Raw genomic sequence first — 25,022 nt, 5'->3', positions numbered from 1 at the left:
TCAAAGATTAGAATGATTACAAATAAAAAGCTCTTGAATCACGAACTTTTTTTCATATGTCTCTTTTGTTTGGATTTTTCACGTTGATGGAGCGTCACGACGAAAAATGCTGCCAAGATACCGCCTAGGGACCCCGCGATGATGTCGACCATCGTATCGTCATTCCCGTTCCCTTGCATCGTCGTGTTCAGGACGACGTCAGATGTGAATTCATACATCTCCCAAAGCGCCGCCCCAGCCATGGAAAAGACGACAATGTATACGAACAAAAATCGTTTCGGGATCTCGGTCCGAATGTCATCATCGAGCCTACTGAAGAAGTCGAATCCAAGGAATGCGAGAAAGATTCCGCTTAAGAGATGAAGGAACGTGTCCCACCATCCATTCCCGTATAGTCCGACAATCGATCCTAAATACTGGGAGGCAAACAAGAACAGGATATACGCCACCTTCATCTTGCCATCGAGTTCTGTTTTAAACGTCTTTTCAATGAAGAACGGGATGAGCCCAGAAATGATTCCGGCCCCCGCTACACTCGCATCGAACCATGATTCTTCAATGATTGATGTGATAAGTATGATCGCCATGAACAAGACGAATCCAAATTCGAGGATACGTCCTTTCGTGAGCTTCATGATGCTTCGCCTTCTTTCGTCTAGTTTGTTCTCTATATGGTCTATTCCCAACTCTCAATCGCGTTCAACCTACACGATGTAATTTAGTTGAACACATTTGCGTTTTACGAACATACGTTCTATAATTAATATTATGAATTCGAGGAGGAACTTGCTATGCCAATCAATCCGTATCTCAACTTTAATGGGAATTGTCGAGACGCCGTAACCTTTTATGCCGATGTGTTCAACCACGCCGCTCCAGACATTATGACGTTCGGTGATCAACCTGGTCCAGACGGTCAACCGGTGCCGAGTGAAATGGCCAATCTTGTGCTGCATACCCGACTCTCGGTTCACGGCTCATCGCTCATGTTTTCTGATGCGATGCCTGACGGACCGGTCACATTCGGGGACAATGTCACGCTCGCTGTCGTCACAGACGACCTCGAGGCCATCCATCGTGAGTTCGAGGCGCTCTCTGTGAACGGACGTGTCTTGATGCCGCTTCAAGAGACGTTTTGGAGCAAGGCGTACGGCATGCTCGAAGACCAGTTCGGCGTCCAGTGGCAGTTCAGCCACGAAGCATAACGACAAAAATCCCCGATTCGTCAGAATCGGGGATTTGCTTATTTTTGGGCAACGAAGAAGATGCGCTCGGCATCCGCTCCTGGTGCATGTTCGGTGAAATCAGAGGTGACCGATTTGACATGGAAACCGGCACCAATCAACCATTGCATGTACTGCCCTGGTTCATACGTCCGTTGTTCATGTGTCTCCTCAATTCGTTCATACGTCCCATCTTCAAGCGCGACGAAGAACGTTAAGTCATGAACGACCGACAGCGGGGCTTCTCCCGGGTCGGCAAACCAAATATATGAGCAATCTTCTCCGTTTGACGCATACGTCTTTTGGTTGAAGAGCGTCTGCATCTTGTTCGGAGCATGGACATCAAAGATGAACAAGCCGCCTGGTTTGAGTTGATTGTAGACAGATTCAAACGTATCAATCACGTCCGCCTCGTCTCGCAAATAGCAAAGGGAGTCGCAAAGAATCGTCACCGCATCGACCGGTTCCGGTAACTCCAACTCACGCATATCTTGTTCCCAAAGCGGCAACTCGATTTCGGCCTCGAGCGCCTTTTCTTGTGCGACTTCGAGCATCGACTCGGATAAGTCGATCCCCATGACATCGTAATGTTCAGCGAGGCGAATCGTCGCCGACCCGGTCCCGCACCCGACATCCGCGAGTGTCGCGCCATCTTGGACGTGACGACGCACGAAAGCGACCCACTCATCATACGGCGCGTCTTTCATCAACTCGTCGTATACATAGGCGAATCCTTCGTAAGCCATTAGCCGACTTCCACTTCGACGTGTGGCGCGTCAGCCCACAATTTCTCTAGGTTGTAGTAATCACGGTCATCACGATGGAAGATGTGGACGACGACGTTTTCAAGGTCAGCGAGGACCCAACGTGCCGTGTCCATTCCTTCGAACTTGTGGAGCGGTAAGCCGTTTTCGCCAGCAACGTCTTTGATTTCACGTGCGATCGCTTCGACTTGCTTCTCCGAGTTCCCGTGACAGATAACGAAGTAATCTGCGATTGGCGAAATCCCTTCCATGTCGAGTACAACGATTTCCTCGGCACGTTTATCGTCAGCCGCTTTAACAATCAATTCTAATTCTTCTCTTGCAGTCATATTGACCCTCCTAAGGTATATTCACAAAATCGTTATACGTTTCAATCGTCAGTGGAAAAATACGCACCGACTTCTTCAATAAAAATTCAATCGTTTGTTTCAGTGTCGCGACAACCGCCGCTTCGAGCGAACGCTCCACTTCTGCCCGCAACCGGTCGACGCCGGGATAATTCCGATTCGGTTCGATGGCATCCGCCACGAACAGAATTTGGTCGAGCCGAGACATCCCGGGCTCTCCCGTCGTATGATTCCGAATCGCCGAGAGCACCGCGTCATCCAGGTCGTATTGACGGGAAAGTAAAATCGCACCGACCGGCGCATGAAGTAGTTCGTCCCCGTACTCAAGTAGATTCGGGTCTAACCCTTCTTCCACGACGACTCGACGCATTTCTTCGACGTCAAAGTACTTCGCATAATCATGAAGCATGGCAGCAAGACGAGCCTGTTCGACCTCTTCACCGAATTGAACCGCCATGCGTTCCGCCGTCTCGACGACACCGAGCGTATGGATATAGCGTTTTTCTGGCAGCGTCTGTTTAATCAACTCGTGCGCTTCTTCAAACGTCATACAACTTATGCTCCTTCACATACTCCTCGACTGGCGTCGGGACAAGATATTTGATGGATTTGCCTCGTTTCGCCCGTTCTCGGATGTCCGTCGATGAAATCTCGAGTTGCGGCATGTCAATCGCGTGGACGTCTGCCTTCTCCGGAATCAAATAACGTGTCCCTGGCCGTGCGACCGCACCGAACGTGACAAGACGGATGAGCGTCTCATAGTCATACCAGGATTCGAGCGAAACGAGTGAATCGGCACCAATCAAAAAGTAGAATTCATCATTCGGATACTGTTCGATCAGCCGTTTCATCGTCTCGACCGTATAAGACGGCTCACTCCGTTCAAACTCAATCAAGTTCAACTTGAAGTCGGACTGATTTTGTATGGCGCGTCGCGTCATCTCGATTCGGTGGTCTGCCGAGCTGAACCCGACCTTATGAGGTGGAATCGCAGCCGGCAGGAACCACACCTCATCAAGTTCAAGCTGTTCACGCGCTTGTTCCGCGATTAACAGATGTCCGAGATGCGGCGGGTCGAACGTTCCGCCCATCAAGCCGATCCGGCTCATGGGAGTTTGATTTGGCGATTTTCTTTCTCGGTCGCCTCTTTGTACAAGACGATGACTTTTCCAATCACTTGAACGACTTCAGCCTGTGTGCCTTCAGCTAACTCACCAGCGACATCTTTAGGCGTGTCCATGCAGTTTTGAAGTACTTGAACTTTAATCAATTCACGTTTCTCGAGTGCGTCCGCGATATCTTTACACATCGCTTCGCTGACTCCATTTTTCCCAACTTGATAGATTGGTGAAAGATGGTGCGCTTCTGCGCGTAAAAAGCGTTTTTGTTTACCTGATAACATAGTATATTATTCCTCCAATAATCCTTCGATTAACTTTTTTCCAATGGTTTCGTCCGGTTTCACGCCCGTCCATTTCTCGAACGAGAGCGCGCCCTGCCCGACGAACATGGCTACACCTGTCACAACTTTGGCTCCGCGACGTTTCGCTTCTTGAAGCATCGGGGTGACAAGTGGACGATATATGATATCACAAACGACCGTGTTTTGTCGTAATCCTTCTAATGAAAGTGGTGTCGATCTCTCGTCCATCCCGACAGAAGTGGTCTGAATGATGACATCATATCGAGAGACGTCCATCTCATCAAACGTCGTGTAGACGACTCCGAACGTGTCGGCGAGCGCTTTTGCCCGTTCCACAGTTCGATTGACAATCGTCACGTCACGCGTCGGGAGAGCTTGGACAATCCCCCGAGCCGCTCCTCCGGCACCGACAATCAGGACACGCCCTGTAAAGTCTGTGTATGGCATCAGCGTTTGGACAAGACCTGCCCCGTCCGTATTCGTCCCGATAAGTCGCCCGTCTCGTTTATACACCGTATTGACGGCTCCAGCATGTTTCGCCGCTTCGTCAAGGTCATCGAGATACCGAACGACCACCTCTTTATAGGGAATCGTGACATTGAATCCATCCCAGTCCCCTTCTCGCATTGCCGCAAATAAGGCTGGGAGTTGATCTGGTGTGGCATCGATGGCCTCATAACGCCCGAAAAGCCCAGACGCCCTCAACCACTGCTCGTGCAGTTGGGGAGAGAGCGAATGAGCAATCGGGTGACCGATGACGGCCAGATTCATACGAGCGCCTCGCGAAGTGTGACTGCGACGCCTTTTGGAGCCCATGCTGCGATCCGGCCACCTTTTCCGTGAATCGCGACCCAACCGAGACCACTGAACACGATATCCGTTTTCACGCCGTCCCGTAAGCTGAACTCATGACGGACGAGTGGCGGTAAGATTTCGAGTGTCTTCTCATTCGGCGGGTTGAGCATCTTCCCAATATGTTGGTCATAGAGCTCATCGGCACGTTCGAGTTTCGTACGGTGTGCTTTCAATTCATTCGACATATAAATGACGAACGATCGCTTATTTCCTTCAAGATAATCTAAACGTGCCAATCCGCCGAAATAGAGCGTCTGCTGCGGATTCAACTGGAACACGTGCGGCTTGATTTCTTTCTTCGGTGTGATCGTCTTCAAATCTTTCGCATCGACATAGTGTGCCATTTGATGACGGTTGATGATTCCTGGTGTGTCGTACAAGTTCGCATCATCGTCGAGCGGAATGTCGATCAAGTCAAGCGTCGTTCCCGGGAAATGACTGACGGTGATGATGGCTTCATCCTCTTCACCGAAACGTTTGATCACCTGGTTGATGAGTGTCGACTTCCCGACATTCGTACAACCGACGACAAAGACGTCTTTGCCTTTGCGGTAGTACTCAATCTTTTCAGCGAGTTCATCGATGCCATGTCCTTTTTTCGCACTGATCAAATGAACGTCGATTGGGTTCAAGCCGAGTTCTTTTGCCTCTGCCTTCATCCAGTTCGCCATCCGGTTCGGGTTGACCGACTTCGGTAACAAGTCGACCTTGTTTCCGACTAACAGTACCGGGTTCGATCCGACTGAGCGTTGAAGACCCGGAAGCCAACTGCCATTGAAGTCGAAAATGTCGACGATTTTGATGACGAGTGCTTCTTTTGAACTGATACCATTCAAGATGCGCAAGAAGTCATCATCTGATAACTCCACATCTTGAACTTGGTTATAGTGCTTCAATTTGAAGCAACGTTGGCAAATGACAATCTCACGGTCAAGTGCCGATTTCGGTGCATAGCCGACCCCGTTCGGGTCTTCCGTTTGGATGGCTACGCCGCACCCAGCGCAATATCGTTTTGTTTCTTCCATAGTTATACTTACTGCCGTTCAGGTTTCCCTTTCTTCATTCACCGTAGCACCTCGCTGCTACTCCTGAAGCGTTAATTCCGACGCCTTGCTCGCCGTACATGGGCAGCCTCCTTCTTCCTGTGCGTTCGAGGTCTTATTCATCTTTTTTATGTGAATCTTCGGAACGTGGATGCATGGCCTCACCGATTTTTTCAGCGACCGCGACTTTTGCCCGTTGTGCGTCAACGGCAAGTTCTTCCACTTTTTTCGTGATCAATACATACTTCCCACGACGCTTCATATGGGCGAAGACCACTTTTTCGAGCATCCGGTTAAATTTCGTGACGAGTCCGTCCGTTTTGACGACCGGTTGCACATGAATGACATGAATGCCCGCCATGTTTGCCCCGAGAACGTCTGTGAACAGCTGGTCCCCTAAGAAGATGGCTTCCTTCGGCGAGTACCCATATTTCGAGAGTGCCGCTTTAAATCCAGATGGTAATGGTTTTCTAGCACGAGCGACATAATGAAGGCCGAGCGGCTCCGTAAATGTTCGTACACGATTCTCGTTATTATTTGATACGACAATCACATCGAAACCGTATGATTTCACTTTTTCAAGCCACATCAATAAAAGCTCTGGCGCATGTGGGACGTCCCACGCCACGAGTGTATTATCAAGGTCCGTCAAAATGACGCGCACCCCACGGTCTTTCAATTCTTGTAGGTCGATGTCAAACACAGACGCGACGAACTGTTTCGGATAAAGTCGATTAAACACGTAAAATTCCTCCAATTAGCTAAACGATTCAACTACTTATACAAGTATTGATATCCCTTCTATGGTAAACGAAAACCGACCAAACGACTAGTCTATCGTTCGGTCGGAAGAAAATTGACACAAAATTAGTTGGATTTGATTGTCCCGATGACTTCACCGAGTCGAACCGGACCGATCTTTTCACGGTCCATTTGAATCGTATCCTTCTCAAAACAAAGAACGACGGTCGAACCGAACGAGAAGTATCCCACCTCTTCTCCTTTGCCCGCCTGGTTTCCTTCGAGCGTCCACTCAATCGTGTTGACGTTCAAGGCACCGACCATGATATGTTCGTACGTTCCGGCTGGGCTGTCAAAGCGCGTCACGCGACGGTAGTTGCGTGAGAGCGGTCGAACAGTCTCCGTCAATCCGATTTCATTCACCGGTGCCGAACGGTCCCCGAGCTCATAGTGACTGAGCACACGACCAGAGAGCGGTGTGTGGACGCGGTGATAATCGCGCGGACTGAGGTAGAGAACGACGACTGTCCCACCTGCATAACGTCTTGCTTCTTGTTGAGAACCGAGTAACTCCGCAAGCGTATACGGCTGACCTTTCACCTCGAAACGACTGTCTTCTGAAATCGATTCGATGACCGATAGCTTTCCATCACACGGTGATACGAGAGTATCAGACGACTCATCAATCGTACGTGCTCCAGGCTTCAAGTGACGGGTAAAGAACGCATGCAATGATGGATAGGCAGCAAGCGGTTGCTCTGCCTCTTCTACCGCAATGTCATATACTTTTGCAAACGATGGAATCAAGTGACGACTCACATCTGATTCTGCGAAACGCTTGAGGCGTGTGGCGATCCAAGGCGAGGCGTTCAGCTCAAATAACGTTTGGTAGAAACGACGCTTCATTCCTCTTTGGCCTCCTCATTTTTAAAGAACGTCTCATATTGTTGTTCAGAGACCGCTCCTTCAATGCGACCGACCTCTTTTCCATCTTCAAATCGGATGATAGTCGGCGTACCTTCAATCCCATAAGTCGTCCATACGTTATGGTCAGCCAAGTTGATCGAGACCGCATCATATTCTTCGATGAGGGGTTCGACATAAGGCTTCACTTGCTCACAGTATTCGCAGCCCGTTTGCCAAAAGTAAGCGACGACTTCACCATCTTGGTCTAATTGTTGTTGCAATTCATCTGCTGTGACGGCGTTGACACCATCGTCAGTATTGTTTCCATTTAAAAAGTACAACAAACCGATTCCGATGACGATAATCGCACCGATAATGGCGAACGTGATAAAATTCGCGCGTTTTTCAGGGTTTTTCATATGTGTGATCCTCCTCTATGTTGGATAAAGAAAAAAGACTGACTCATGCACGAGTCAGTTTGATTGTAGACGGCTTACTTCTCTTGTGCAACGTCGCTGATTCCCATGTCTTGATTCAAGACATCGAGAATTGCAACGAAGATTGTGATGGCCACGCCAAATCCTGTCGCGAGCATCGCGTTGAACTCTACACCATCAACGGCAGAAATGATAAATACCGCTGTATTTGAGAGCACAATCGCCCAGATCAATGTCACTAAATAACGCATTGAACGTCCCCTCCATCTCACAGATGATTCGTAAAAATTCATACGACATTAGTATAGCATTGTTCGAATAGAATATGCGACTTCGATTGTATATTCTTTCCGTCAAATCGAAAAATGTGATACGGTCGTAGAAACATCATTGTGAAGAAAAGAGGATGACTGATGTCACGTTATTTAATCGCAGTCGATTTAGATGGAACGTTATTAAGAGATGATAAAACAATCAGCGAACGAAACCTCCGCGCTCTTCAAGCAGCGCGTGAAGCTGGTCATGAAGTCATGATCGCCACAGGGCGTCCAAAGCGCCATTCGATCATGTACTATGAGCAAATGGGATTGACGACGCCACTCGTCAACTTCAACGGTGCGCTCGTACATCACCCGAAAGATGCGAATTATGCGGTGACACACCGACCGATTCCGCTCAAGACCGCCCATGACATCATTGAAGAAGTAGCGGATACGAAGGCACACAATATCGTCGTCGAAGTGACGGACCACGTGTACTTCCAAAAAGACCCGCAAGAGTTCTATAGTCCGTATGCAGAACGTGCGCTCAGCGTCACATCAGGTAACTTGTTGAAGCATTTGCAGGACGAGCCGACGTCCTTATTGATTCATGCGACAAAAGATCACGTCGCGCACGTCCGCTCCCAACTCGACGACATTCATGCGGAGGCGGTATTGAACCGTCAGTGGCGTATGCCCGAACATATGATTGAAGTCATGAGCAAAAACACATCGAAGGCACTTGGGCTTCAAGAGGTCTCGAAGCACTTAAACATCGACCGGAAGCACATCATCGCGTTCGGTGACGAAGAGAACGACCTCGAGATGCTCGACTATGTCGGTACCGGTGTCGCGATGGGGAACGCCATCGACCAATTGAAGAATGTAGCCAACGAAGTGACGGCTTCAAATATGGATGACGGGATTGCCCTCTTCTTAGAAGAGCGACTTGGCATCAAGGTATAATGAAAGCACCGACTTTTCTAAGTCGGTGCTTTTTATGATTTATTCATGTTTAGCGACGGAACGTCCCTTCGACGTCCTCTGTCGGTAAAATATTGATCCAAACCGATGGGTCTGCATCTTTACAGATGCGCGTGATCTCACGCACCTCGTGTCGTTGTGCGACCATCATGAGCGTTGCTTTCTCGACTTTCGAGTATGTTCCGATTGCCGGCATGAGCGTGATCCCGCGGAACACGTGTTGATGTAGTTCCTTTGTCACCTCGTCCGGGTGATTCGTCACGATGAAGAGCGTTTGACGCTGTGTATTCGTGTAAATCTCATCGATGACTTTTGACGTCACATACAAGAAGACGATCGTATAAAGCGCTGTCGGCCATCCGAACAAGGCACCTGCTGCGAGGGCAATCATCATGTTCATCAAGAAGAGATAGACCCCAACCGAGTTGTTCGTAAACTTCGCGAGAATCAGCGCAACGATGTCAAAGCCACCCGTCGAGGCTCCATACCGAATCGTGATGCCAGAGCCGATTGCCAAGAGCACACCGCCAAATACAGCGTTCAAAAGTGGATCGTCCGAGAGAAGCTGCGATTGCGGAAGCAAACGAATGAACAACGTGACCGAGGCGACACTGACCAGCGTATGGATCATCATGTTCCGCCCGAGCATAAAATAACTGACGACGAGCAGTGGTGCGTTCAGAATAAAGAACCAGAGTCCTTCCCCTAATTCAAGCGGTGTACCCTCTAACAATTTCGTCAAGATTTGGGCAAGACCCGTAAATCCTGTCGAATAGACGCCAGCTGGAATTAAAAATAATGTCATGGATAAGGCAACGAACAATCCTCCGATGATCGAGACAACCCCGATTCGTGTATGTTCTTTAACGGCTTCCGTCAAGCTTCAACTCCCCTTTCTCAAAATAGCTAAGAATCAAGATAACATAGATTATTCATGCTGCATACAGCAAATATGCAGGAAATCCGATAAGTTTTTCACACAAAAACAAGCCGACCGAGGTCGGCTTGTTCGTATGAAACGATTGGTCACGCTTTCACTGTCTCGATTGTAATCGATTCATTCGCAGGAACCGTTACCGCATTTCCATACAAATGGATTGTCACGTCTGTACCACCTGTTTGCTTGATTGTCACTTGTTCACGTGATGATGTGACCGTCAAGTGATGGCCGCGCCAGAGCATATTGAACGAGTAACCGTTCCAATCTTTCGGAGTCATCGGGCTGAACGAGAGGTTATCCTCTTGAATGCGCATTCCAGCGAACCCATGAACGATGGACATCCACGAACCGACCATCGACGTGATGTGCAATCCGTCTTCCGTGTCATTGTTATAGTTGTCGAGGTCAAGGCGCGCCGAACGTTGGTACAATTCGACCGCTTTGTCTTCATAACCGACTTCTGCCGCAATGATCGAGTAGACACATGGTGACAAGCTCGATTCGTGAACCGTGCGTGGCTCGTAGAAGTCAAAGTTTGCACGTTTCTGTTCGACCGTGAAGCGGTCACCGAACGTATAGAGTCCTTGGAGGACGTCAGCTTGTTTGATAAAGTTCGAACGAAGGATGCGATCCCATGACCAGTTTTGGTTGAGTGGAAGATGTTTCGGATCGAGGTCTTTCACCAAAATCTGCTCTTTATCCATGAATCCGTCCTGTTGCATGAAGACATCTGGAACGAGATCATCTTTTGGATAATACATCTTCGTTTGGATGTCCGCCCACTTCGCAAGTTCAGCGTCCGTGATGCCGAGTGTCGACACGAGCTCTTCGAGACGTGCAGGTTCTGCTTCTTTCAAGTAGTTGTACACTTCCTGCGTATATTCGAGCGTCCATGCGGCGATCAAGTTCGTATACCAGTTGTTGTTGACGTTGTTGTCATATTCGTTCGGACCTGTGACGCCTAGGATCATATACACGTCTTTGTGCAGGACAAAGTTGACGCGGCTAGCCCAGTAACGCGAGATCTCGACCAATACTTCCAATCCGTATTGTCCAAGGTACGACTTGTCGCCTGTGAAGTTCGTATAGTTGAAGATAGCATGGGCAATCGCACCGTTACGGTGAATCTCTTCATGCGTGATTTCCCACTCGTTGTGGCACTCTTCCCCGTTCATCGTGACCATCGGATAAAGCGCGCCTTCCATACCGACATTCTTCACAGCATTCTCTTTTGCCTGTGGCAGTTGATTGTGACGGTATTTGAGCAAGTTCCATGAGACTTCTGGTTTGGCTGTCGCCAAATAGAAGTGGAGGCAGTAGGCTTCAGTATCCCAATACGTCGCACCGCCGTACTTCTCACCTGTGAATCCTTTTGGACCGATGTTAAGACGTGAATCTTCACCTGTATATGTTTGATACATGTTGAAGATGTTGAAACGGATTCCTTGTTGTGCCTCGATGTCTCCATCGATGCGAACATCCGCATCTTCCCAGCGTGCGAGCCATGCTTCCGTCTGTTCAGCGAGAAGTGTCTCAAATCCTTTTTCAAACGCCGCTTCGACACGTGTCATCCCAGCTGACTGCAATGCTTCAACCTCGTGGTCGCGGTTCGTGACGACCGACACATACTTGTAGGCTGTCGCTGTCTCACCGGCCGTTACGTTGACCGTGAATTTATTGGCAACAAACAAATCTGTCGCTTCAAGCACTTCACAACGAGCGCCTTCGACGTCCGCAATCATCGATGCCGTGACATGCCAGTCGAGTTTCTTCGTCTTCGTCGTAACGAAAGCGAAACGCTCTTCCACACCACGGTCGACCGGAAGCCAGAACTTCTCATCGTAGTTCGAGTCTTCGTTGACGACATCGCCATCTAAATATGGAGTGAACTCAATTTTTGCTTCGTAGTTGACTGGTGTGACGTTGTAACGGATTGCCAAGACTTCTTTATCCACGATCGAGAAGAAGCGGACGACTTGCACTTTCGTCTCTTCTGTCCCGTTCATCAAGGTGAACGTCCGTGTGAGGACACCACGCTGCATGTCGAGCTCGCGAGTGAAATCTTTCACTTCCCATTTTGCCAAGTCGACCGGTGTACCATTGATGACCACGCGGAGACCGATGACGTTTGTCGCATTCAACACTTTGGCAAAGTATTCAGGGTATCCGTTCTTCCACCAACCGACACGTGTTTTGTCCGGGTAGTAGACGCCCGCCACGTAGAATCCTTGGTGCGTATCATTCGAGTAATCTTCCTCAAAGTTTCCTCGCATCCCCATATGCCCGTTCCCGAGCGATGTGATGGATTCTGCAAGACGGTTCTCTTTCGGGTGAAGACCTTCCTCTGTTACTTTCCATTCATCGACTGCAAACAATCGTTTCATCTGTCTGCCACTCCTTTTTCTCTACAAGGCTACCTTCGACGGACAACTAGTTCATGCAACCGTTTGTCTATGAAAGCGCTGTATTTAATCTCACCTTTCATTTTACACAACTGAAACAATAATGCAATCGTTTGCATAAAACTTTTTCTTTCTTTTTTTCATCACATTTTACAATCAAAAAAACCGCCTCTCATCGAGACGGTTTCAATCAATCTTTCTGTCCATTTTCCGGATTGTCACCAAACGCCGCATTCGCTTCGTGTCCCTCGAATACCGCACTTCGCCCATCATTGAATCCGGTATCAGGTTCGTCGATGACAAGTGCATATCCCCCTTGTTTGATTGTAGAATGCGCCTGTTCGATTTCGTCGTCCGCGATCCCTAAATCGGTGAGCGCCTGTTTCGTATCCCGATCCTCGCTTCCCCCTCCGTTGAGGTTGTCTAACCAAGATGTGTCACCTTCTTCTACGTTTAGGTTCGTCTCTCGTTTAAGAACGTGAACGGCTTCATCCCGCTCCGTTACGACAAATAGTTCCCCTTCATCATACCCACTCTCTTTCAGCTCATTGATCTTAGACAGTAGGCTTTCTTTCGTATCGAATGTTCCGACAAATCGTCTTTCACTCATCTCTATCCATCCTTTCGATTTCGATTCCTTCGTGAAACTTGTTCCCTACTTCATGAGGCTTCAATCAAAAGGATATGCAAAAGACGACTCCGCTATGGCGAAATCGTCTGATCAATCAAGAATTCGATTCTAATGTTTCCGTCGCTTTACTCTTCTTCTGCCCACATGATTGGCGGACGACCAAATAATGTGGCACGATGACACGCTTCCCATAAGGTGGAGCGTTATCACTGATTTGTTCGATCAAGCAATTCGTCGCCTCGAAACCGAGACCGAAGATGTTAATTTCGACCGACGTGAGCGGCGGGTTCGAGTGCTCCGCGATATAAACGTTATTGAAACTAACGACCGCGACGTCCTCTGGGATTTTGAGCCCCATCTCGCTTAACGTACTGATGACACCGAGTGCCATCATATCATCACTTACGACGACAGCTGTCGGTGGTTCCTCGTTTTGCAACAACTCACGGACAGCCTTCGCGCCACCCTTTGTCATGAATTCGGCCCGGGCGATGTAATCTTCGCATACCGGGATGCCTGCTTCCATGAGAGCCGTCGCGTACCCGTTCCGACGATCTTGTGTTACGGCGAGTTTATCCGAGCCCCCGATGAAGGCGATACGACGATGACCTAGGTTATAAAGGTGCTTCGTCACTTCACGACCAGCCAAATAGTTATCCGTATCGACGTAAGTGATAGAAGAAGCGTCCCCGAACGGCTTCCCGACCACGACGAACGGAAACTTCGTTTGACGTAAGTATTGGACGACTTGGTCGTCTTCACGTGAATAAAGAACGATGACACCGTCGACACGGCGTCCTTGAACCATCTCGATCACACCGGACAAAACTTCTTCTTCTGTCACGCCGGTCGTCATATAAAGCGAGTATCCATTCTGGTGCGCCTTCGTGCTAATTCCTCGTAGCACTTCTGGAAAGAACGGGTTTTGAAGTGTCTTTGTTGCCGCGCTCGGCATGACGAGACCAATCGACTGCGTCGAGCGGTTAGCGAGACTTCTCGCATGAATGTTCGGATGATACCCGAGCTCTTCCATGGAACTTCTGACCCGTTCTTTTGTCTTTTGACTGATTCTTGGGCTGTTGGCGATGACGCGAGAGACTGTCGACGGCGCGACGTTCGCGTGCTTCGCCACATCTTTGATTGTGATTTGCATGGTGTTCCCCCCTGCTTCCGTGAGTTCGATTCGTGCCTTGCGGCGTTTCATGTCTTTATTTGCGGCGCTTCCACATGACCAAACCAGTCAAGAAAATCGGAATCGTTACGACGAGCAAGCCCATCATCCACGGATTGACCGAAGATTCCTCAACGATGTAAGCGTTCGCACTTTCACCAGATAGTTCAATTGTAAACGTTCCGCGCTGATCTGTGACCAGTTGTGAGAATAAAAGACCACGAAGTCTCATATCTTCCCCGATTTCACTGACATCGATCTCAATCTCTCGATCGTCACGATTCATGTTGATTGCATAGAGCGCAACGTCATCTCCGTCTTTCCGTTCGAAGACAGCCATCCCATCTTCCGAGGCGATCATGCGTTGCTCTCCTGTCGCAAAGACCGGATACTCTTCCCGCATGCGGTTCATGGTCGCGACGTATTCATGCAACTCCTCATTTCCCGGGAATTCCGTCATGACACGGTTCGCCGGGTCGGCTCCACCGGTCTGCGCATTTTCTGTCCCTTGGAAGACGATCGGCATACCAGGTGACGCATAAAGCGCGAACAAACCGAGGCGTAAGCGTCGTTCCGCTGATTCCACACCACCGAGTTCTGCCATATGCATGAAGCGTTCGACATCGTGATTATCGAGGAATGTCGCCATCTGATTCGGGTCGTTGAAGAACGTTTCGGCATAGCTTGCGGCAACGTCAATCTCGTCGACGTTCGCTTGCTGTTGCGTCATCGTTTTCGACACACGGTCATAAAATGTAAAGTTTGTGATGCTGTTGAACCCGAGATCGTCATATTGCGCGACGTATTGCGGATCTGGGTCGAACACTTCGGCGAGTAAGTAAAAGTCTGGGTCGACCGACCGCACACCTTCGACAAAGTCTTTCCAGAATGCTTTATCGACGTGACGAACCGTATCGAGGCGATAGCCGTCGATGTCCGTCTCTTCGATCCAGTACTTCGCCGCATCAATCAAATACGATTTGACTTCCGGATCCTCTGTTTTGAAGTCAGGTAAGTCGAACAACCAGTGCGTCTCGACTTGCTCCTGGTCTTTCCAAAATACAATCGGTAACTGTTCATGGAACCATTCCGGCTTTTCTTCCACCCACGGGTGGTTCGGACCGACATGGTTGACGACGAAGTCGAGAATGACTTTCATATCTCGCTTGTGCGCTTCCTGAACGAGTTCCTGTAAATCCTCTTTCGTTCCAAACTGTGGATCGATGTTATAGAAATCTTTAATCCAATACCCGTGATAGCCGTCCGGCATATTCTCAAAAACGGGCGTCAGCCAAATCGATGTGAAGCCGAGTGATTCGATATAATCGAGCTTCTCAATGATTCCACGGATATCACCACCGTGAAATGCTTTCGGATCATCTTTGTCCACCTGTTCATTGTTGTCCGGATTTCCGTCAACAAATCGGTCGACCATAATAAAATACATGCGTTCTTGTTCCCAAGTAGCGGCTTCCTTTGCTCCGACGACGGTCGGAAACAAAAGAAGCGACAGGAGCACGAGCACGACGCCTCGCCTCATATCGCTTCCTCCTTTTACGAGTATTATCCTTTCGTACCACCCGCTGTGAGGCCAGAAACGAAGTAGCGTTGGAACATGAAGAACAAGATGACGATTGGAAGGGCTGATAGAACTGCACCTGCCGCAAATAACGTGAAGTTATTATCGAACTGTTTCGAAATCATGTTGTAAAGACCAACTGCCAATGTTTGTTTCTCTGGTGAACGAAGGACGAGCGATGCCAAGATAAAGTCGTTGAATGGTCCCATGAAGTTAAAGAGAGCAATCGTTGCGACAATCGGCTTCGCGAGCGGCAAGATGATTTGCCAAAAGATTCGGAGGTGACCAGCACCATCCATGCGGGCTGCTTCGTCAAGTTCTTTCGGAATCGTGTCGAAGTACCCTTTCGCCAAGTACGTGTTCATCGGAATCGCACCACCCGCATAGAGCAAGATGAGCGCTGTATGTGTGTCAAGAAGGTTGAGCATGTTGAGCAACACATAAATCGCGATGATCGCAACGAACTGTGGCACCATTTGAAGGACGAGGAACAAGACGAGCGAGTTCTTCCGTCCGACGAAGCGGTAACGTGAGAAGACGTATCCGGTAATCGTCACCAAGACGACTGAGAGTGCCATCGTGATGAAAGCGATTTTCAACGTGTTCACATACCATAAACTATAATCCGAAATCGTTAGGTCAAACAAGTTTTTGTAGTGAATGAACGTAGGATTTGCTGGAATAATCGTTGACGTAATCGTACGCCCTGGGTTGAACGATGTGCCGACAACCCAAAGCATCGGATAGAGAATGATGATCGACGCAAGCGTCAAGATGACATACGAGATCGCCAAATTGATTCGTTTTTGTTTTTTCATATCAGATCATATCCTCGTCTTTGAAAGATTTTGTCCGACGGAACTGGATCACGGCAAGCGTCATGATGAAGAATGACAAGATGAGTGTGATCGCAGCCGCAAGTCCGTATTGCGGGTTGGCACCGAGAGACAATTTGTAAATCCAAGAAATCAAGATGTCGGTACCGCCGGCCGTTTGTCCAGGTACAGCAGGGCCACCGCCATTAAAGAGATAAATGATGTTGAAGTTGTTGAAGTTGAACGTGAACTGCGTGATCAAGATCGGTGCAGTTGCGAACAAGAGCATCGGCAATGTGATCAAGCGGAACTTGTCGAAGATTGTTGCTCCGTCAATCGTCGCCGCTTCATACAAATCACCAGGAATCGACTGAAGTACACCCGTCATGAGCGTCATGATGAATGGGAATCCGAGCCACCATTGAATGAGAACGAGTGCCGTACGTGTCGCTGTCGGGTCGGTCATCCAGTTGACCGGGTCAAGACCGAGTGCCGGCAAGATTGTCGTATTGAACACCCCGAACGATTCGTTGAACATCGAGCGGAAGATCAAGATCGTGATGAATGCTGGGACCGCCCATGAAAGGATCAAAATCGAACGGAACAAACGACGGAAGCGAAGTCCTTCTTGGTTCAAGAGTACCGCAAGGAAGATCCCGATCGCGATGACACCTGTCGTTGAAGCGACCGTCCAGACAAGCGTCCAGCCGAGTACCCCGACGAACGTGTCACGGAAGATATCAATTTCAAAGATACGCGTGAAGTTCTCGAATCCGACCCATTCGACGAGTTTCGCTGGTGGTGCGTTGTTATAGCGATAGTTCGTGAAGGCGATCAAGAACGTAAAGATCAATGGAAGAATAACGGTAAACACTAACAAAATGAGTGATGGGATTAACATTAAGTATGGGAATCCATGGTCACGCAAGTTGCGAAGTTGCATTTGGAACGATGGAAGGTTTAGATGCTGATCACGAGCGCGACCGACACGATAGGCGTCACGAATGTTCCAAACATAGAACGCGATTCCGAAGAAAAGTAAAATTAACGCGACAATCCCCTCGACCATCAAGAAGATGGAGTGGTCGTTACGAGGTCCTGGCACTTCACCAAGCGTGATCAATCCCCAAAGTCCTCCACGGTCACCTGGTCCGGCGCCCGCCCCTTTGAAAAATAGATCATAGTTTACGGCAAAATAAGATACGACGACGATAAAGAACGCTACCGCCTTCGCGTATTGTTTGTTGTATAACTGTCCGAGTCCCGGAATGATGGAAAGTAGTCCCGCGTTCCGAGCATGGTTTGTAGGCTTGTCCGGGCGTTGGTCCGGTGATTTAGGGTTCGCAATTGCAGCCATCCTCAGTTTCTCCTTTCGATTTGAGCAAATCAATCAAGCAAACGTTTGCTCAATGCTAGAAAATGATGGGGAACGCCATGTGGCGTACCCCGTCATCTCAATTCCTTATTGGTTGTTCGCTTGGATTTGTTGTTCGATGACTTTCACTGCATCATCTGCAGATTTTTGTGCATCTTGTTTACCAGTTGCTACAAGCTGAAGCGCTTGAGCCATTGGCTCCCAGACTTGTCCCATTTCAGGAATGTTCGGCATTGGGATTGCGTTTGTTGCTTGGTCGAATACCGCTTTCGCAACTTCGTTCGACGTGATTGTCTCGTTCGACTCGAGTGCTGCTACTGGTGGGATCTCGTTGTATGCTTCAAACATTGCCAATGCGTTTTCTTCATTCGTCAACTCTTGAAGGAACATTTCAGCCCACTCTTGGTTTTCTGTGTAAGCTGAAAGGGCATATGTTTTCACACCCATGAACGTCTTGATTGGCTCACCGTTCGGAAGTGTTGGCATTGGAGCCGCTCCGAGGTTCACGCCTGCATCTGTGTAACCAGCTACAGCCCATGGTCCATTCATGACTGAGTGAGCTTTCTTCTCAGTGAAGAGTTGGTCCATCGCTTGGCCGCCAGACTCTCCGATCAACCCTTTAGGGAAGAGGCCTTCTTCGTACCATTTACCGATGTATTCGAATCCTTCAACTGCGCCTTCGTTGTTCAAACCGATATCCGCTGGGTCGAGTGCGCCACCGTCTTCTTTGAACACGTATCCGCCGAATCCAGCGACAACACCGTGTGCGAAGTAGAAGTTATCCCAAAGTGCAAGGAATCCGTACTCGCCGTCAGCTTTTACATCGTTTGACAACTTGTAAAGGTCGTCCATAGATGCTGGAGCTTCAGCCATCAAATCTTTGTTATACATGAGAACTGGTGTCTCAACTGATTTTGGATATCCGTAAGCTTGGCCATCGAACATGACAGCTGATTTCGCAGCGTCTGTGAACGCGTCAAGCGATCCTTCGTCAGCGATTGGAGCCAAGTGACCTTGGTCTGCGATTGTACCAATCTGGTCATGTGGTACGAGCACGATGTCTGGACCTTTTCCAGCTGGACCGTCAAGCGCGAGCTTGTCTTTTTGATCTGTCATCTGTACTTCGACAACTTCAACTTTTACGCCATGCTCTTCTTCGAACGCCTTCGCAACTTCTTTCGTTGTTTCAGACTTTTCGATGTCTTCCCAGATGACGATCTTTTCAGGTTTGTTCTCGCTTGAAGAACCACCTTCGTTAGAAGATCCGTTGTCCGTTCCGCCACCACATGCAGCAAGTGCACCGAATGCGAATACTGCTGTTGAAAGTCCTGCTACCATTTTTTTCATCTTCATGATGAAAAACCTCCCCAAGGAAATAGTATGGTCAGATTTGCGCAATCGCACGACCACGTCAATTTTAAAACTCCGCTACGAAATTGACACGGTAGTGAAAACGTTTGCATCCTCACCTCAATTTTTATTATACAGTTGTGAAAGCGTTTTACAAGTCTTTTTTTACACTTTTTTTACGTCTGTTGACCCATTTATGTAATTTTTAAATGTTTGTTCTCAATTCTTCACTTTTTATGCGTTTCAGCAATTGACAAAATGTAAACGCTTTATTAACCTTTGCTTGAGCAAACGTTTTCGCAACATCTGTTCTCTTTGATTCCCGATGTTGTAAAATGATGTCATCCCCTATAAAGAAAGGAATGTTTTCCTTATGATGAAAGAAGCGATTTATCATCGTGCCATGTCCCCGTTCGTCTACAAATATGATCGCGAGACAATCCACATTCGTTTCCATACGAAGCGAGGCGATATCGAATCTGTCGATTTGATTTGGAACGACCCTTATGATTGGCACGCTGAAGACCCAGCCATGTGGAACTTCGATCCGGATAAGCCGAGCTACTGGCGTACATACGAGACTCCAATGGAGAAAATCGGGTTTGACGACGCATACGACTATTGGTTCATCTCCATCAAACCGCCGTTCCGACGTCTACGTTACGGCTTCCGTTTGAATGATGGACAAGAGACGGCCGTTTATACCGAAAAAGGATGGTTCGAAGAGAAGCCGCTCGATGATACGGGTTACTACTTCTGTGTCCCATTCATCAACCCAATCGATATCTTCCATGCGCCTTCTTGGGTGAAGGATACGGTCTGGTATCAAATCTTCCCGGACCGTTTCGCAAATGGCGATGCTTCGCTCGATCCTGAAGAGACGCTCCCATGGAACTCGACAGAGCCTACGACGACAAACTTTTTCGGTGGCGACTTCCAAGGAGTGATCGACCATATCGATCATTTAGTCGAACTCGGGATCACCGGCATCTACTTCTGCCCGATCTTTAAAGCGACGACAAACCATAAGTACGATACGCTCGACTACATGGAAATCGATCCACAGTTCGGGACGAAAGAGAAATTTAAAGAGATGGTCGACCTCTTGCACGAGAACGGCATCAAAGTCATGCTCGACGCGGTCTTCAACCATGTCGGATATCATCACCCATGGTTCCAAGACGTCGTCGAAAACGGTCCGTCCTCTGAGTACCGTGATTGGTTCTACCTTCGCGATTTCCCGGTTGTCACAGAACCGAAGCCGAACTATGATACGTTCGCATTTGAAAAGAACATGCCGAAAATCAATACAGAACATCCCGAATTAAAAGCTTACTTATTAGATGTCGCCCGTTACTGGGTCGAAGAATTCGGCATCGACGGATGGCGTCTTGACGTTGCCAACGAAGTCGACCATGCATTCTGGCGTGACTTCCGTAAGGCCGTCAAAAATGCGAACCCGGAAGCTTATATTCTCGGAGAGATTTGGCACGATTCACAACCTTGGCTACAAGGTGACCAGTTCGATGCCGTCATGAACTATCCGTTCACGAACGCGAGCTTGAACTACTTCGCCCTCGACCGGACGACCGCTTCGGAGTTCCGTAACGAACTGACACGTGTCGAGATGATGAACACGATGAACGTCAACGAAGTCACGTTCAACTTGATCGATTCGCATGACACCCCCCGCGCGTTGACACGAGCGAAAGGACATAAAGGCAAGTTCAAACTCTTGATGACTTCAATGCTGACTTATACGGGTAGCCCATGTATCTACTACGGGGACGAAATCGGACTCGAAGGCGAACAAGATCCAGGTTGCCGTCGCTGTATGCCGTGGGATGAAGCCGAAGAAGACCGTAATCTCTTCCGCTACATCCAAAAGCTCATCCAGCTTCGTAAGGAACACCCTGCGCTCGCCAATGCCGGCTCATATCGCTTCAACCTGGTCGACGATGCGAACAATGCAGTCATCATCGAGCGGTGTACGAAAGATGAGACTTACTTGGTGTACTTCAATAACTCGGACTCTGCCTCGAAACTGAATCCGCTCGGTTATACAGGAGCCGCCACGGACCTCTTGCATGACCGTGACCTCGACTCACTCGAAATCGAACTCGCTCCATTCAGTGCTGCTATTCTGAAATTGAAATAAATTCGAAAATCACCTGATTCCTTCGGGTGATTTTTTTGTTGAAAATAATTTAGCAAACCCCTTTCTTTTTCATTTCATAAGGAGTAAGATGACCTTTGACATTTTTATAAAACAAATAGTTAATAGAAAGAATTATAGAAAAAAGGGAGAATACACTACATGCAGACGAAACAAACGGAACAGCTCACCCTGTTCAAACTGTCGTGGCCGATTTTCATCGAACTTGCCCTCCATATGGGAACCGGGATCATCGCCACATTGATGCTCGCTCACTACTCAGACGCTGCCGCTTCGGCCGTCGGGGTTGCCAACCAAATCTTAAACGTGTTCTTAATTGTCTTTAGTGTGACGTCTGTCGGGGCGACCATTTTGATCGGTCAGGCCATCGGGGCACAGCGCATGAAGAAGAGTCGCGACTTCGCCCGCTCCGCCGTCAGTTTGAACATGTGGCTTGGTGCGATTATGGTCGTCGTCATCTTCTTGTTCGGTGAAACGTTCTTACGCCTGTTCGGTCTATCAGACGAACTGTTTGCGCACGGGCTGTTGTTCCTGCAAATCGTCGGCTTGTCGTTATTCACCGAAGCACTGATCATGGCGCTCAGTTCGATCCTCCGGAGTCACGGTATGACGAAGCACGCTATGCTCGCGACGCTTTTGATTGATATCATCACCGCTGTCGGTGCCATTTTTGCCGTTACCGGCTGGTTGGGACTTCCGGTCACAGGTGTTGCCGGTGTCGCTTGGGCCATCGTGATTGCACGATTCGCCGCTATGGTTCTCTTGTTCTGGCTCGTCAAGCGGAAGCTGATGATCCGCTTCCCGTTAAAAGAAGTGATTCGTCCGAAGAAAGACGACATCCAGTCACTCCTTCAGATTGGAGTCCCTTCTGCCGGAGAGAATTTATCGTATCAGGCATCCCAAATTATCATCACTGGATTTATCGCGACGATGGGCGAGGCTTCCCTCGCTGCTCGCGTGTACGTGATGAACTTGTCAATGCTTGCCTTCTTGTTCACCGTCGCCGTCGCGCAAGGAACCCAGCTTTTGATTGCACGGGATATTGGGGGGAAACGGTTTAAAGAAGCCTATCATCGTGCCGTCAAGACATTGAAGATTGCCATGTTCGCCTCGTTCGTCGCCTCTCTCGGTTTAGCGGTGTTCAGCGAATCGCTACTCGGTCTCTTCACATCAAACCCTGACATCATCGCGGTCGGTGTGCCAATCTTATGGGCGACGCTCATTTTAGAGCCGGGTCGCGCCATGAACATCGTCTTGATGGGGTCATTGAAGTCTGTCGGGGACGTCCGCTTCCCGGTCATGATAGGAATTGCCTCGATGTGGGGCGTCGCCGTGGCGTTCAGCTACTTGTTCGGTCTTCAAATGGGACTCGGCATCCTTGGGATTTGGCTCGCCTTCTCCCTCGATGAGTGGTTCCGCGGATTCTTCGCGTTCCGTCGTTGGAAATACGGGACATGGCAACAAAAAGGCTTCCAGTTCGAAGCAAAATCAACCACGTAAAAAAGCGGCCGCAGCCGCTTTTTTCATTTCATCAAGAATGCCTGCATCGCTTGGCGGTGCACGTCCGTGTCCCCACACTTCCGTTGCCATTTGATTTCTTCATTCAATCCGTCCTCAAATGAAGCGGCTCGCATGAGCGCCTTCATCCCTTGAACAGCGACCGGTGATTTCCTAGCGAGTGTCTCCGCATATGAAGTCAATCGCTCCGTATACATCGCATCTTCCACGAGCTCAGTGACGAGCCCGAATGTACGCGCGGCATCCGAGTCAATCGTACTGCCACTCCAGAGCCAATCTAATGCGAGGTCGTCGCGCATGAGTCGACGTAAGTGATATGGGCCGCCCGCATCCGCGACCAACCCGATTTTAATGAACGCCGAGCTGAACTTCGTCGACTTGGCGACGATTCGAACGTCTGCCGCGAGTGCCAAACTGAGTCCTGCTCCAGCCACGACACCGTGAATCCCTGCGATGAGTGGTTTCTGACATGAGAAAAGCGTACGTACGAGTGGATGATACACGTCTTCTAAATATTCCCCATAGTCCGCATCGCTCTCGATCGTTAAATCTTGTCCGGATGAGAATGCTCGTCCCTCTCCGACAAGAACGATGACACGAACCGCGTCGTCCTGTTCAAATGTGTCGATTGCCGTTTTCATTTCACGAAGCAACGTCTCGTTCAAGGCGTTTAGCTTTTCAGGTCGGTTCAGTTTCAACCACCCTACTCCATTGTGTGTCGTCAATTGAATCGTCTCCATTTTCATTCCCCTTTCAAAATGAATCACTGTTCATTTCTTCGTCATTCCTTCAAACTCCTTCCTTTACTGAAAAGTTTTTTGAAGTTCAATTGCCGGGAAGTTGGTTGATTTGCTATTCTAAAAGGAGTCGGTCACGAAAGGATGAGTCAGATGCAACTGACAAACGCCGCTCGGCAACTGAAACAGAAGAAGATTCCGTTCACCTATCATACGTATGAAGTTGATGACACCGATGTCTCAGCTAAACATGTGGCGATGACATTGAATAAACCGCTCGACGAACTGTATAAAACGATTTGTCTCATGAACGAGAAAAAGCAATATGCCTTCTTTCTCATCTCTGGAGAGCGTGACATCGATTTAAAAGCAGCCGCAAAAGCTTGGGGGGCGAAGAAAGCATCGACCGTCCCGATGAAAGAGCTCGAGACATTGACCGGTTATATTCGAGGAGGAGTCTCTCCGATTGGGGCGAAGAAGCCGTTCCCTGTCTATCTGCACGAAGCAGCTCAAGACAGAGAGACGATCACCATTTCTGCCGGAAAACGCGGCTATCAAATCGAATTAACACCTGAAGATTTACTGCAATTTACAAACGGGCACTGGTTCAGCCAATGACCTTACTGGGGGCAAAATTATGTGGAAAGAACGTATCCGTTCGTGGGTCCCAAACTCCTTTACGTTCGGAAATTTATTTTGTGGTGTCGTCGCCATCGTCTACGCCGCACGTGGTGACTTCTCAAACGCCACACTGTTAATCATCATCGCGATGATGCTCGACAGTTTAGACGGGCGCCTCGCCCGTATGCTCGGGGTCGCTGGCGATTTTGGGAAAGAATTGGACTCACTCGCTGACATCGTAACGTTCGGGGTCGCACCGGCGATGCTCGCTTATTACACCTTCTTTATTGATTACGGCAATTATGGATTGTTTTTTGCGGCACTTTTCCCGCTATTCGGCGCCTATCGTCTGGCTCGCTTCAATTTATCTGCGACAAACGTTGCAGCGAGTTACTTCTCTGGTGTCCCGATCACGGCCGCCGGGGGACTTCTCGCTGTCATCACAACGTTCGGTGACCGCGTCAGTGAACTGTTGACACCGATTTTCTTCACGGGGCTCGCCTTGTTGATGGTCAGCCGTGTTCGTATCCCGAGTTTTAAAGATGTACCATTGCCACGTCACTCGTTCATCATTACCATCAGTCTCGTCTATGTGACGTATATGATGTTCGCACGTTGGAAAGAATGGCCGACATTTTGGTTCATCGCCATCCCGTTCTATGTCTTATTCATCGCCTTCTCGTTCGTGAAAAGACGAAAACGGATGGCCAATTGAGAGTCTCGT

At 48.9% G+C, this 25,022-nt stretch carries 27 protein-coding genes; 6 read left to right on the top strand and 21 right to left on the bottom strand.

The window, feature by feature from the left end:
* Window positions 1-38: 38 nt before the first annotated feature.
* On the bottom strand, window positions 39-635 hold the full coding sequence (locus Q9R25_RS00550) for a DUF2238 domain-containing protein (RefSeq protein ID WP_074037627.1): 597 nt from the start codon (window positions 633-635) through the stop codon (window positions 39-41).
* A 156-nt stretch (window positions 636-791) separates the two neighbouring features.
* Here Q9R25_RS00550 and Q9R25_RS00545 point away from each other — a divergent pair, with 156 nt between their 5' ends.
* Complete coding sequence (locus Q9R25_RS00545) at window positions 792-1,205, top strand: VOC family protein (protein ID WP_074037628.1); 414 nt, start codon at window positions 792-794, stop codon at window positions 1,203-1,205.
* 38 nt (window positions 1,206-1,243) lie between these two features.
* On the opposite strand, the gene Q9R25_RS00540 is transcribed toward Q9R25_RS00545, so the two are convergent.
* The 11 genes from Q9R25_RS00540 to Q9R25_RS00490 all read right to left on the bottom strand — a co-directional run bounded on the left by Q9R25_RS00540 (window position 1,244) and on the right by Q9R25_RS00490 (window position 7,990).
* Complete coding sequence (locus Q9R25_RS00540; RefSeq protein ID WP_047795583.1) at window positions 1,244-1,969, bottom strand: class I SAM-dependent DNA methyltransferase; 726 nt, start codon at window positions 1,967-1,969, stop codon at window positions 1,244-1,246.
* Window positions 1,969-2,316: a ribosome silencing factor gene (gene rsfS / locus Q9R25_RS00535; protein WP_015881000.1), complete on the bottom strand. Its 348-nt coding sequence runs from the start codon at window positions 2,314-2,316 to the stop codon at window positions 1,969-1,971. The genes Q9R25_RS00540 and rsfS overlap by 1 nt, the downstream gene beginning before the upstream one ends.
* 10 nt (window positions 2,317-2,326) lie before the next feature.
* Window positions 2,327-2,884 carry a bis(5'-nucleosyl)-tetraphosphatase (symmetrical) YqeK gene (yqeK, locus tag Q9R25_RS00530; protein ID WP_214691212.1) on the bottom strand — a complete coding sequence of 186 codons (558 nt, stop codon included), beginning with the start codon at window positions 2,882-2,884 and terminating at the stop codon, window positions 2,327-2,329.
* Window positions 2,874-3,443, bottom strand: a complete 570-nt coding sequence (locus Q9R25_RS00525) for a nicotinate-nucleotide adenylyltransferase (protein WP_074037631.1) — start codon at window positions 3,441-3,443, stop codon at window positions 2,874-2,876. The genes yqeK and Q9R25_RS00525 overlap by 11 nt, the downstream gene beginning before the upstream one ends.
* On the bottom strand, window positions 3,440-3,736 hold the full coding sequence (gene yhbY, locus Q9R25_RS00520; protein WP_015880997.1) for a ribosome assembly RNA-binding protein YhbY: 297 nt from the start codon (window positions 3,734-3,736) through the stop codon (window positions 3,440-3,442). Before yhbY ends, Q9R25_RS00525 begins: the two co-directional genes overlap by 4 nt.
* Before the next feature lie 6 nt (window positions 3,737-3,742).
* Window positions 3,743-4,528 (bottom strand): shikimate dehydrogenase, encoded by a 786-nt coding sequence (gene aroE, locus Q9R25_RS00515; protein ID WP_311282676.1) that lies wholly within the window; start codon window positions 4,526-4,528, stop codon window positions 3,743-3,745.
* Window positions 4,525-5,637 carry a ribosome biogenesis GTPase YqeH gene (yqeH, locus tag Q9R25_RS00510; RefSeq protein ID WP_015880995.1) on the bottom strand — a complete coding sequence of 371 codons (1,113 nt, stop codon included), beginning with the start codon at window positions 5,635-5,637 and terminating at the stop codon, window positions 4,525-4,527. The genes aroE and yqeH overlap by 4 nt, the downstream gene beginning before the upstream one ends.
* Window positions 5,638-5,770: 133 nt before the next feature.
* Window positions 5,771-6,397 (bottom strand): YqeG family HAD IIIA-type phosphatase, encoded by a 627-nt coding sequence (locus Q9R25_RS00505; RefSeq protein WP_015880994.1) that lies wholly within the window; start codon window positions 6,395-6,397, stop codon window positions 5,771-5,773.
* 125 nt (window positions 6,398-6,522) lie between these two features.
* Window positions 6,523-7,302, bottom strand: coding sequence for a phosphatidylserine decarboxylase (locus Q9R25_RS00500; RefSeq protein WP_311282675.1), 780 nt, complete (start codon window positions 7,300-7,302; stop codon window positions 6,523-6,525).
* A complete protein-coding gene (locus Q9R25_RS00495; RefSeq protein ID WP_031421245.1) occupies window positions 7,299-7,721 on the bottom strand; it encodes a thioredoxin family protein in 423 nt (140 codons plus the stop codon). Before Q9R25_RS00495 ends, Q9R25_RS00500 begins: the two co-directional genes overlap by 4 nt.
* A gap of 74 nt (window positions 7,722-7,795) precedes the next feature.
* On the bottom strand, window positions 7,796-7,990 hold the full coding sequence (locus Q9R25_RS00490) for a YjzD family protein (protein WP_015880991.1): 195 nt from the start codon (window positions 7,988-7,990) through the stop codon (window positions 7,796-7,798).
* 162 nt (window positions 7,991-8,152) lie between these two features.
* Between Q9R25_RS00490 and Q9R25_RS00485 the strand changes: the two genes are divergently transcribed.
* A complete protein-coding gene (locus Q9R25_RS00485; protein WP_311282674.1) occupies window positions 8,153-8,965 on the top strand; it encodes a Cof-type HAD-IIB family hydrolase in 813 nt (270 codons plus the stop codon).
* A 49-nt stretch (window positions 8,966-9,014) separates the two neighbouring features.
* Here the strand turns inward: Q9R25_RS00485 and Q9R25_RS00480 are convergent, their stop codons facing one another.
* The 8 genes from Q9R25_RS00480 to Q9R25_RS00445 all read right to left on the bottom strand — a co-directional run bounded on the left by Q9R25_RS00480 (window position 9,015) and on the right by Q9R25_RS00445 (window position 19,249).
* A complete protein-coding gene (locus Q9R25_RS00480) occupies window positions 9,015-9,863 on the bottom strand; it encodes a YitT family protein (RefSeq protein WP_031421243.1) in 849 nt (282 codons plus the stop codon).
* Window positions 9,864-10,009: 146 nt separating this feature from the next.
* The gene (locus Q9R25_RS00475; protein ID WP_311282673.1) at window positions 10,010-12,307 is read right to left on the bottom strand and encodes a glycoside hydrolase family 65 protein; all 2,298 of its coding nucleotides are present in this window, start codon (window positions 12,305-12,307) and stop codon (window positions 10,010-10,012) included.
* Window positions 12,308-12,515: 208 nt separating this feature from the next.
* Window positions 12,516-12,935 carry a YflT domain-containing protein gene (locus tag Q9R25_RS00470; protein WP_311282672.1) on the bottom strand — a complete coding sequence of 140 codons (420 nt, stop codon included), beginning with the start codon at window positions 12,933-12,935 and terminating at the stop codon, window positions 12,516-12,518.
* Between the two features lie 115 nt (window positions 12,936-13,050).
* Window positions 13,051-14,109 carry a LacI family DNA-binding transcriptional regulator gene (locus Q9R25_RS00465; RefSeq protein WP_015880986.1) on the bottom strand — a complete coding sequence of 353 codons (1,059 nt, stop codon included), beginning with the start codon at window positions 14,107-14,109 and terminating at the stop codon, window positions 13,051-13,053.
* Window positions 14,110-14,164: 55 nt separating this feature from the next.
* The gene (locus Q9R25_RS00460) at window positions 14,165-15,667 is read right to left on the bottom strand and encodes an alpha-amylase family glycosyl hydrolase (RefSeq protein WP_196431461.1); all 1,503 of its coding nucleotides are present in this window, start codon (window positions 15,665-15,667) and stop codon (window positions 14,165-14,167) included.
* A 23-nt stretch (window positions 15,668-15,690) separates the two neighbouring features.
* On the bottom strand, window positions 15,691-16,524 hold the full coding sequence (locus Q9R25_RS00455) for a sugar ABC transporter permease (RefSeq protein ID WP_074037639.1): 834 nt from the start codon (window positions 16,522-16,524) through the stop codon (window positions 15,691-15,693).
* A 1-nt stretch (window position 16,525) separates the two neighbouring features.
* Window positions 16,526-17,878 (bottom strand): sugar ABC transporter permease, encoded by a 1,353-nt coding sequence (locus Q9R25_RS00450; protein ID WP_015880983.1) that lies wholly within the window; start codon window positions 17,876-17,878, stop codon window positions 16,526-16,528.
* Window positions 17,879-17,983: 105 nt separating this feature from the next.
* Window positions 17,984-19,249: an extracellular solute-binding protein gene (locus tag Q9R25_RS00445; protein ID WP_074037640.1), complete on the bottom strand. Its 1,266-nt coding sequence runs from the start codon at window positions 19,247-19,249 to the stop codon at window positions 17,984-17,986.
* Between the two features lie 370 nt (window positions 19,250-19,619).
* Here Q9R25_RS00445 and Q9R25_RS00440 point away from each other — a divergent pair, with 370 nt between their 5' ends.
* Both Q9R25_RS00440 and Q9R25_RS00435 read left to right on the top strand, forming a co-directional pair.
* Entirely contained in the window at window positions 19,620-21,404 is a 1,785-nt protein-coding gene (locus Q9R25_RS00440; RefSeq protein WP_196431463.1) for a glycoside hydrolase family 13 protein, read from the top strand.
* A gap of 159 nt (window positions 21,405-21,563) precedes the next feature.
* Window positions 21,564-22,922: an MATE family efflux transporter gene (locus Q9R25_RS00435; RefSeq protein WP_214691219.1), complete on the top strand. Its 1,359-nt coding sequence runs from the start codon at window positions 21,564-21,566 to the stop codon at window positions 22,920-22,922.
* Window positions 22,923-22,945: 23 nt separating this feature from the next.
* On the opposite strand, the gene Q9R25_RS00430 is transcribed toward Q9R25_RS00435, so the two are convergent.
* Window positions 22,946-23,680: an enoyl-CoA hydratase/isomerase family protein gene (locus Q9R25_RS00430; RefSeq protein WP_074037644.1), complete on the bottom strand. Its 735-nt coding sequence runs from the start codon at window positions 23,678-23,680 to the stop codon at window positions 22,946-22,948.
* A 150-nt stretch (window positions 23,681-23,830) separates the two neighbouring features.
* On the opposite strand from Q9R25_RS00430, the gene ybaK reads away from it, so the two are divergent.
* The gene (gene ybaK / locus Q9R25_RS00425; protein WP_159561895.1) at window positions 23,831-24,295 is read left to right on the top strand and encodes a Cys-tRNA(Pro) deacylase; all 465 of its coding nucleotides are present in this window, start codon (window positions 23,831-23,833) and stop codon (window positions 24,293-24,295) included.
* A 19-nt stretch (window positions 24,296-24,314) separates the two neighbouring features.
* A complete protein-coding gene (pssA, locus tag Q9R25_RS00420; RefSeq protein ID WP_074037646.1) occupies window positions 24,315-25,013 on the top strand; it encodes a CDP-diacylglycerol--serine O-phosphatidyltransferase in 699 nt (232 codons plus the stop codon).
* Window positions 25,014-25,022: the final 9 nt, after the last annotated feature.

Source organism: Exiguobacterium sp. BG5(2022) (genome assembly GCF_031844365.1).
Lineage (GTDB): Bacteria > Bacillota > Bacilli > Exiguobacteriales > Exiguobacteriaceae > Exiguobacterium > Exiguobacterium profundum.
Note: the sequence above shows the minus strand (reverse complement) of the source record. Positions and strands in the feature narration are given on the sequence as shown.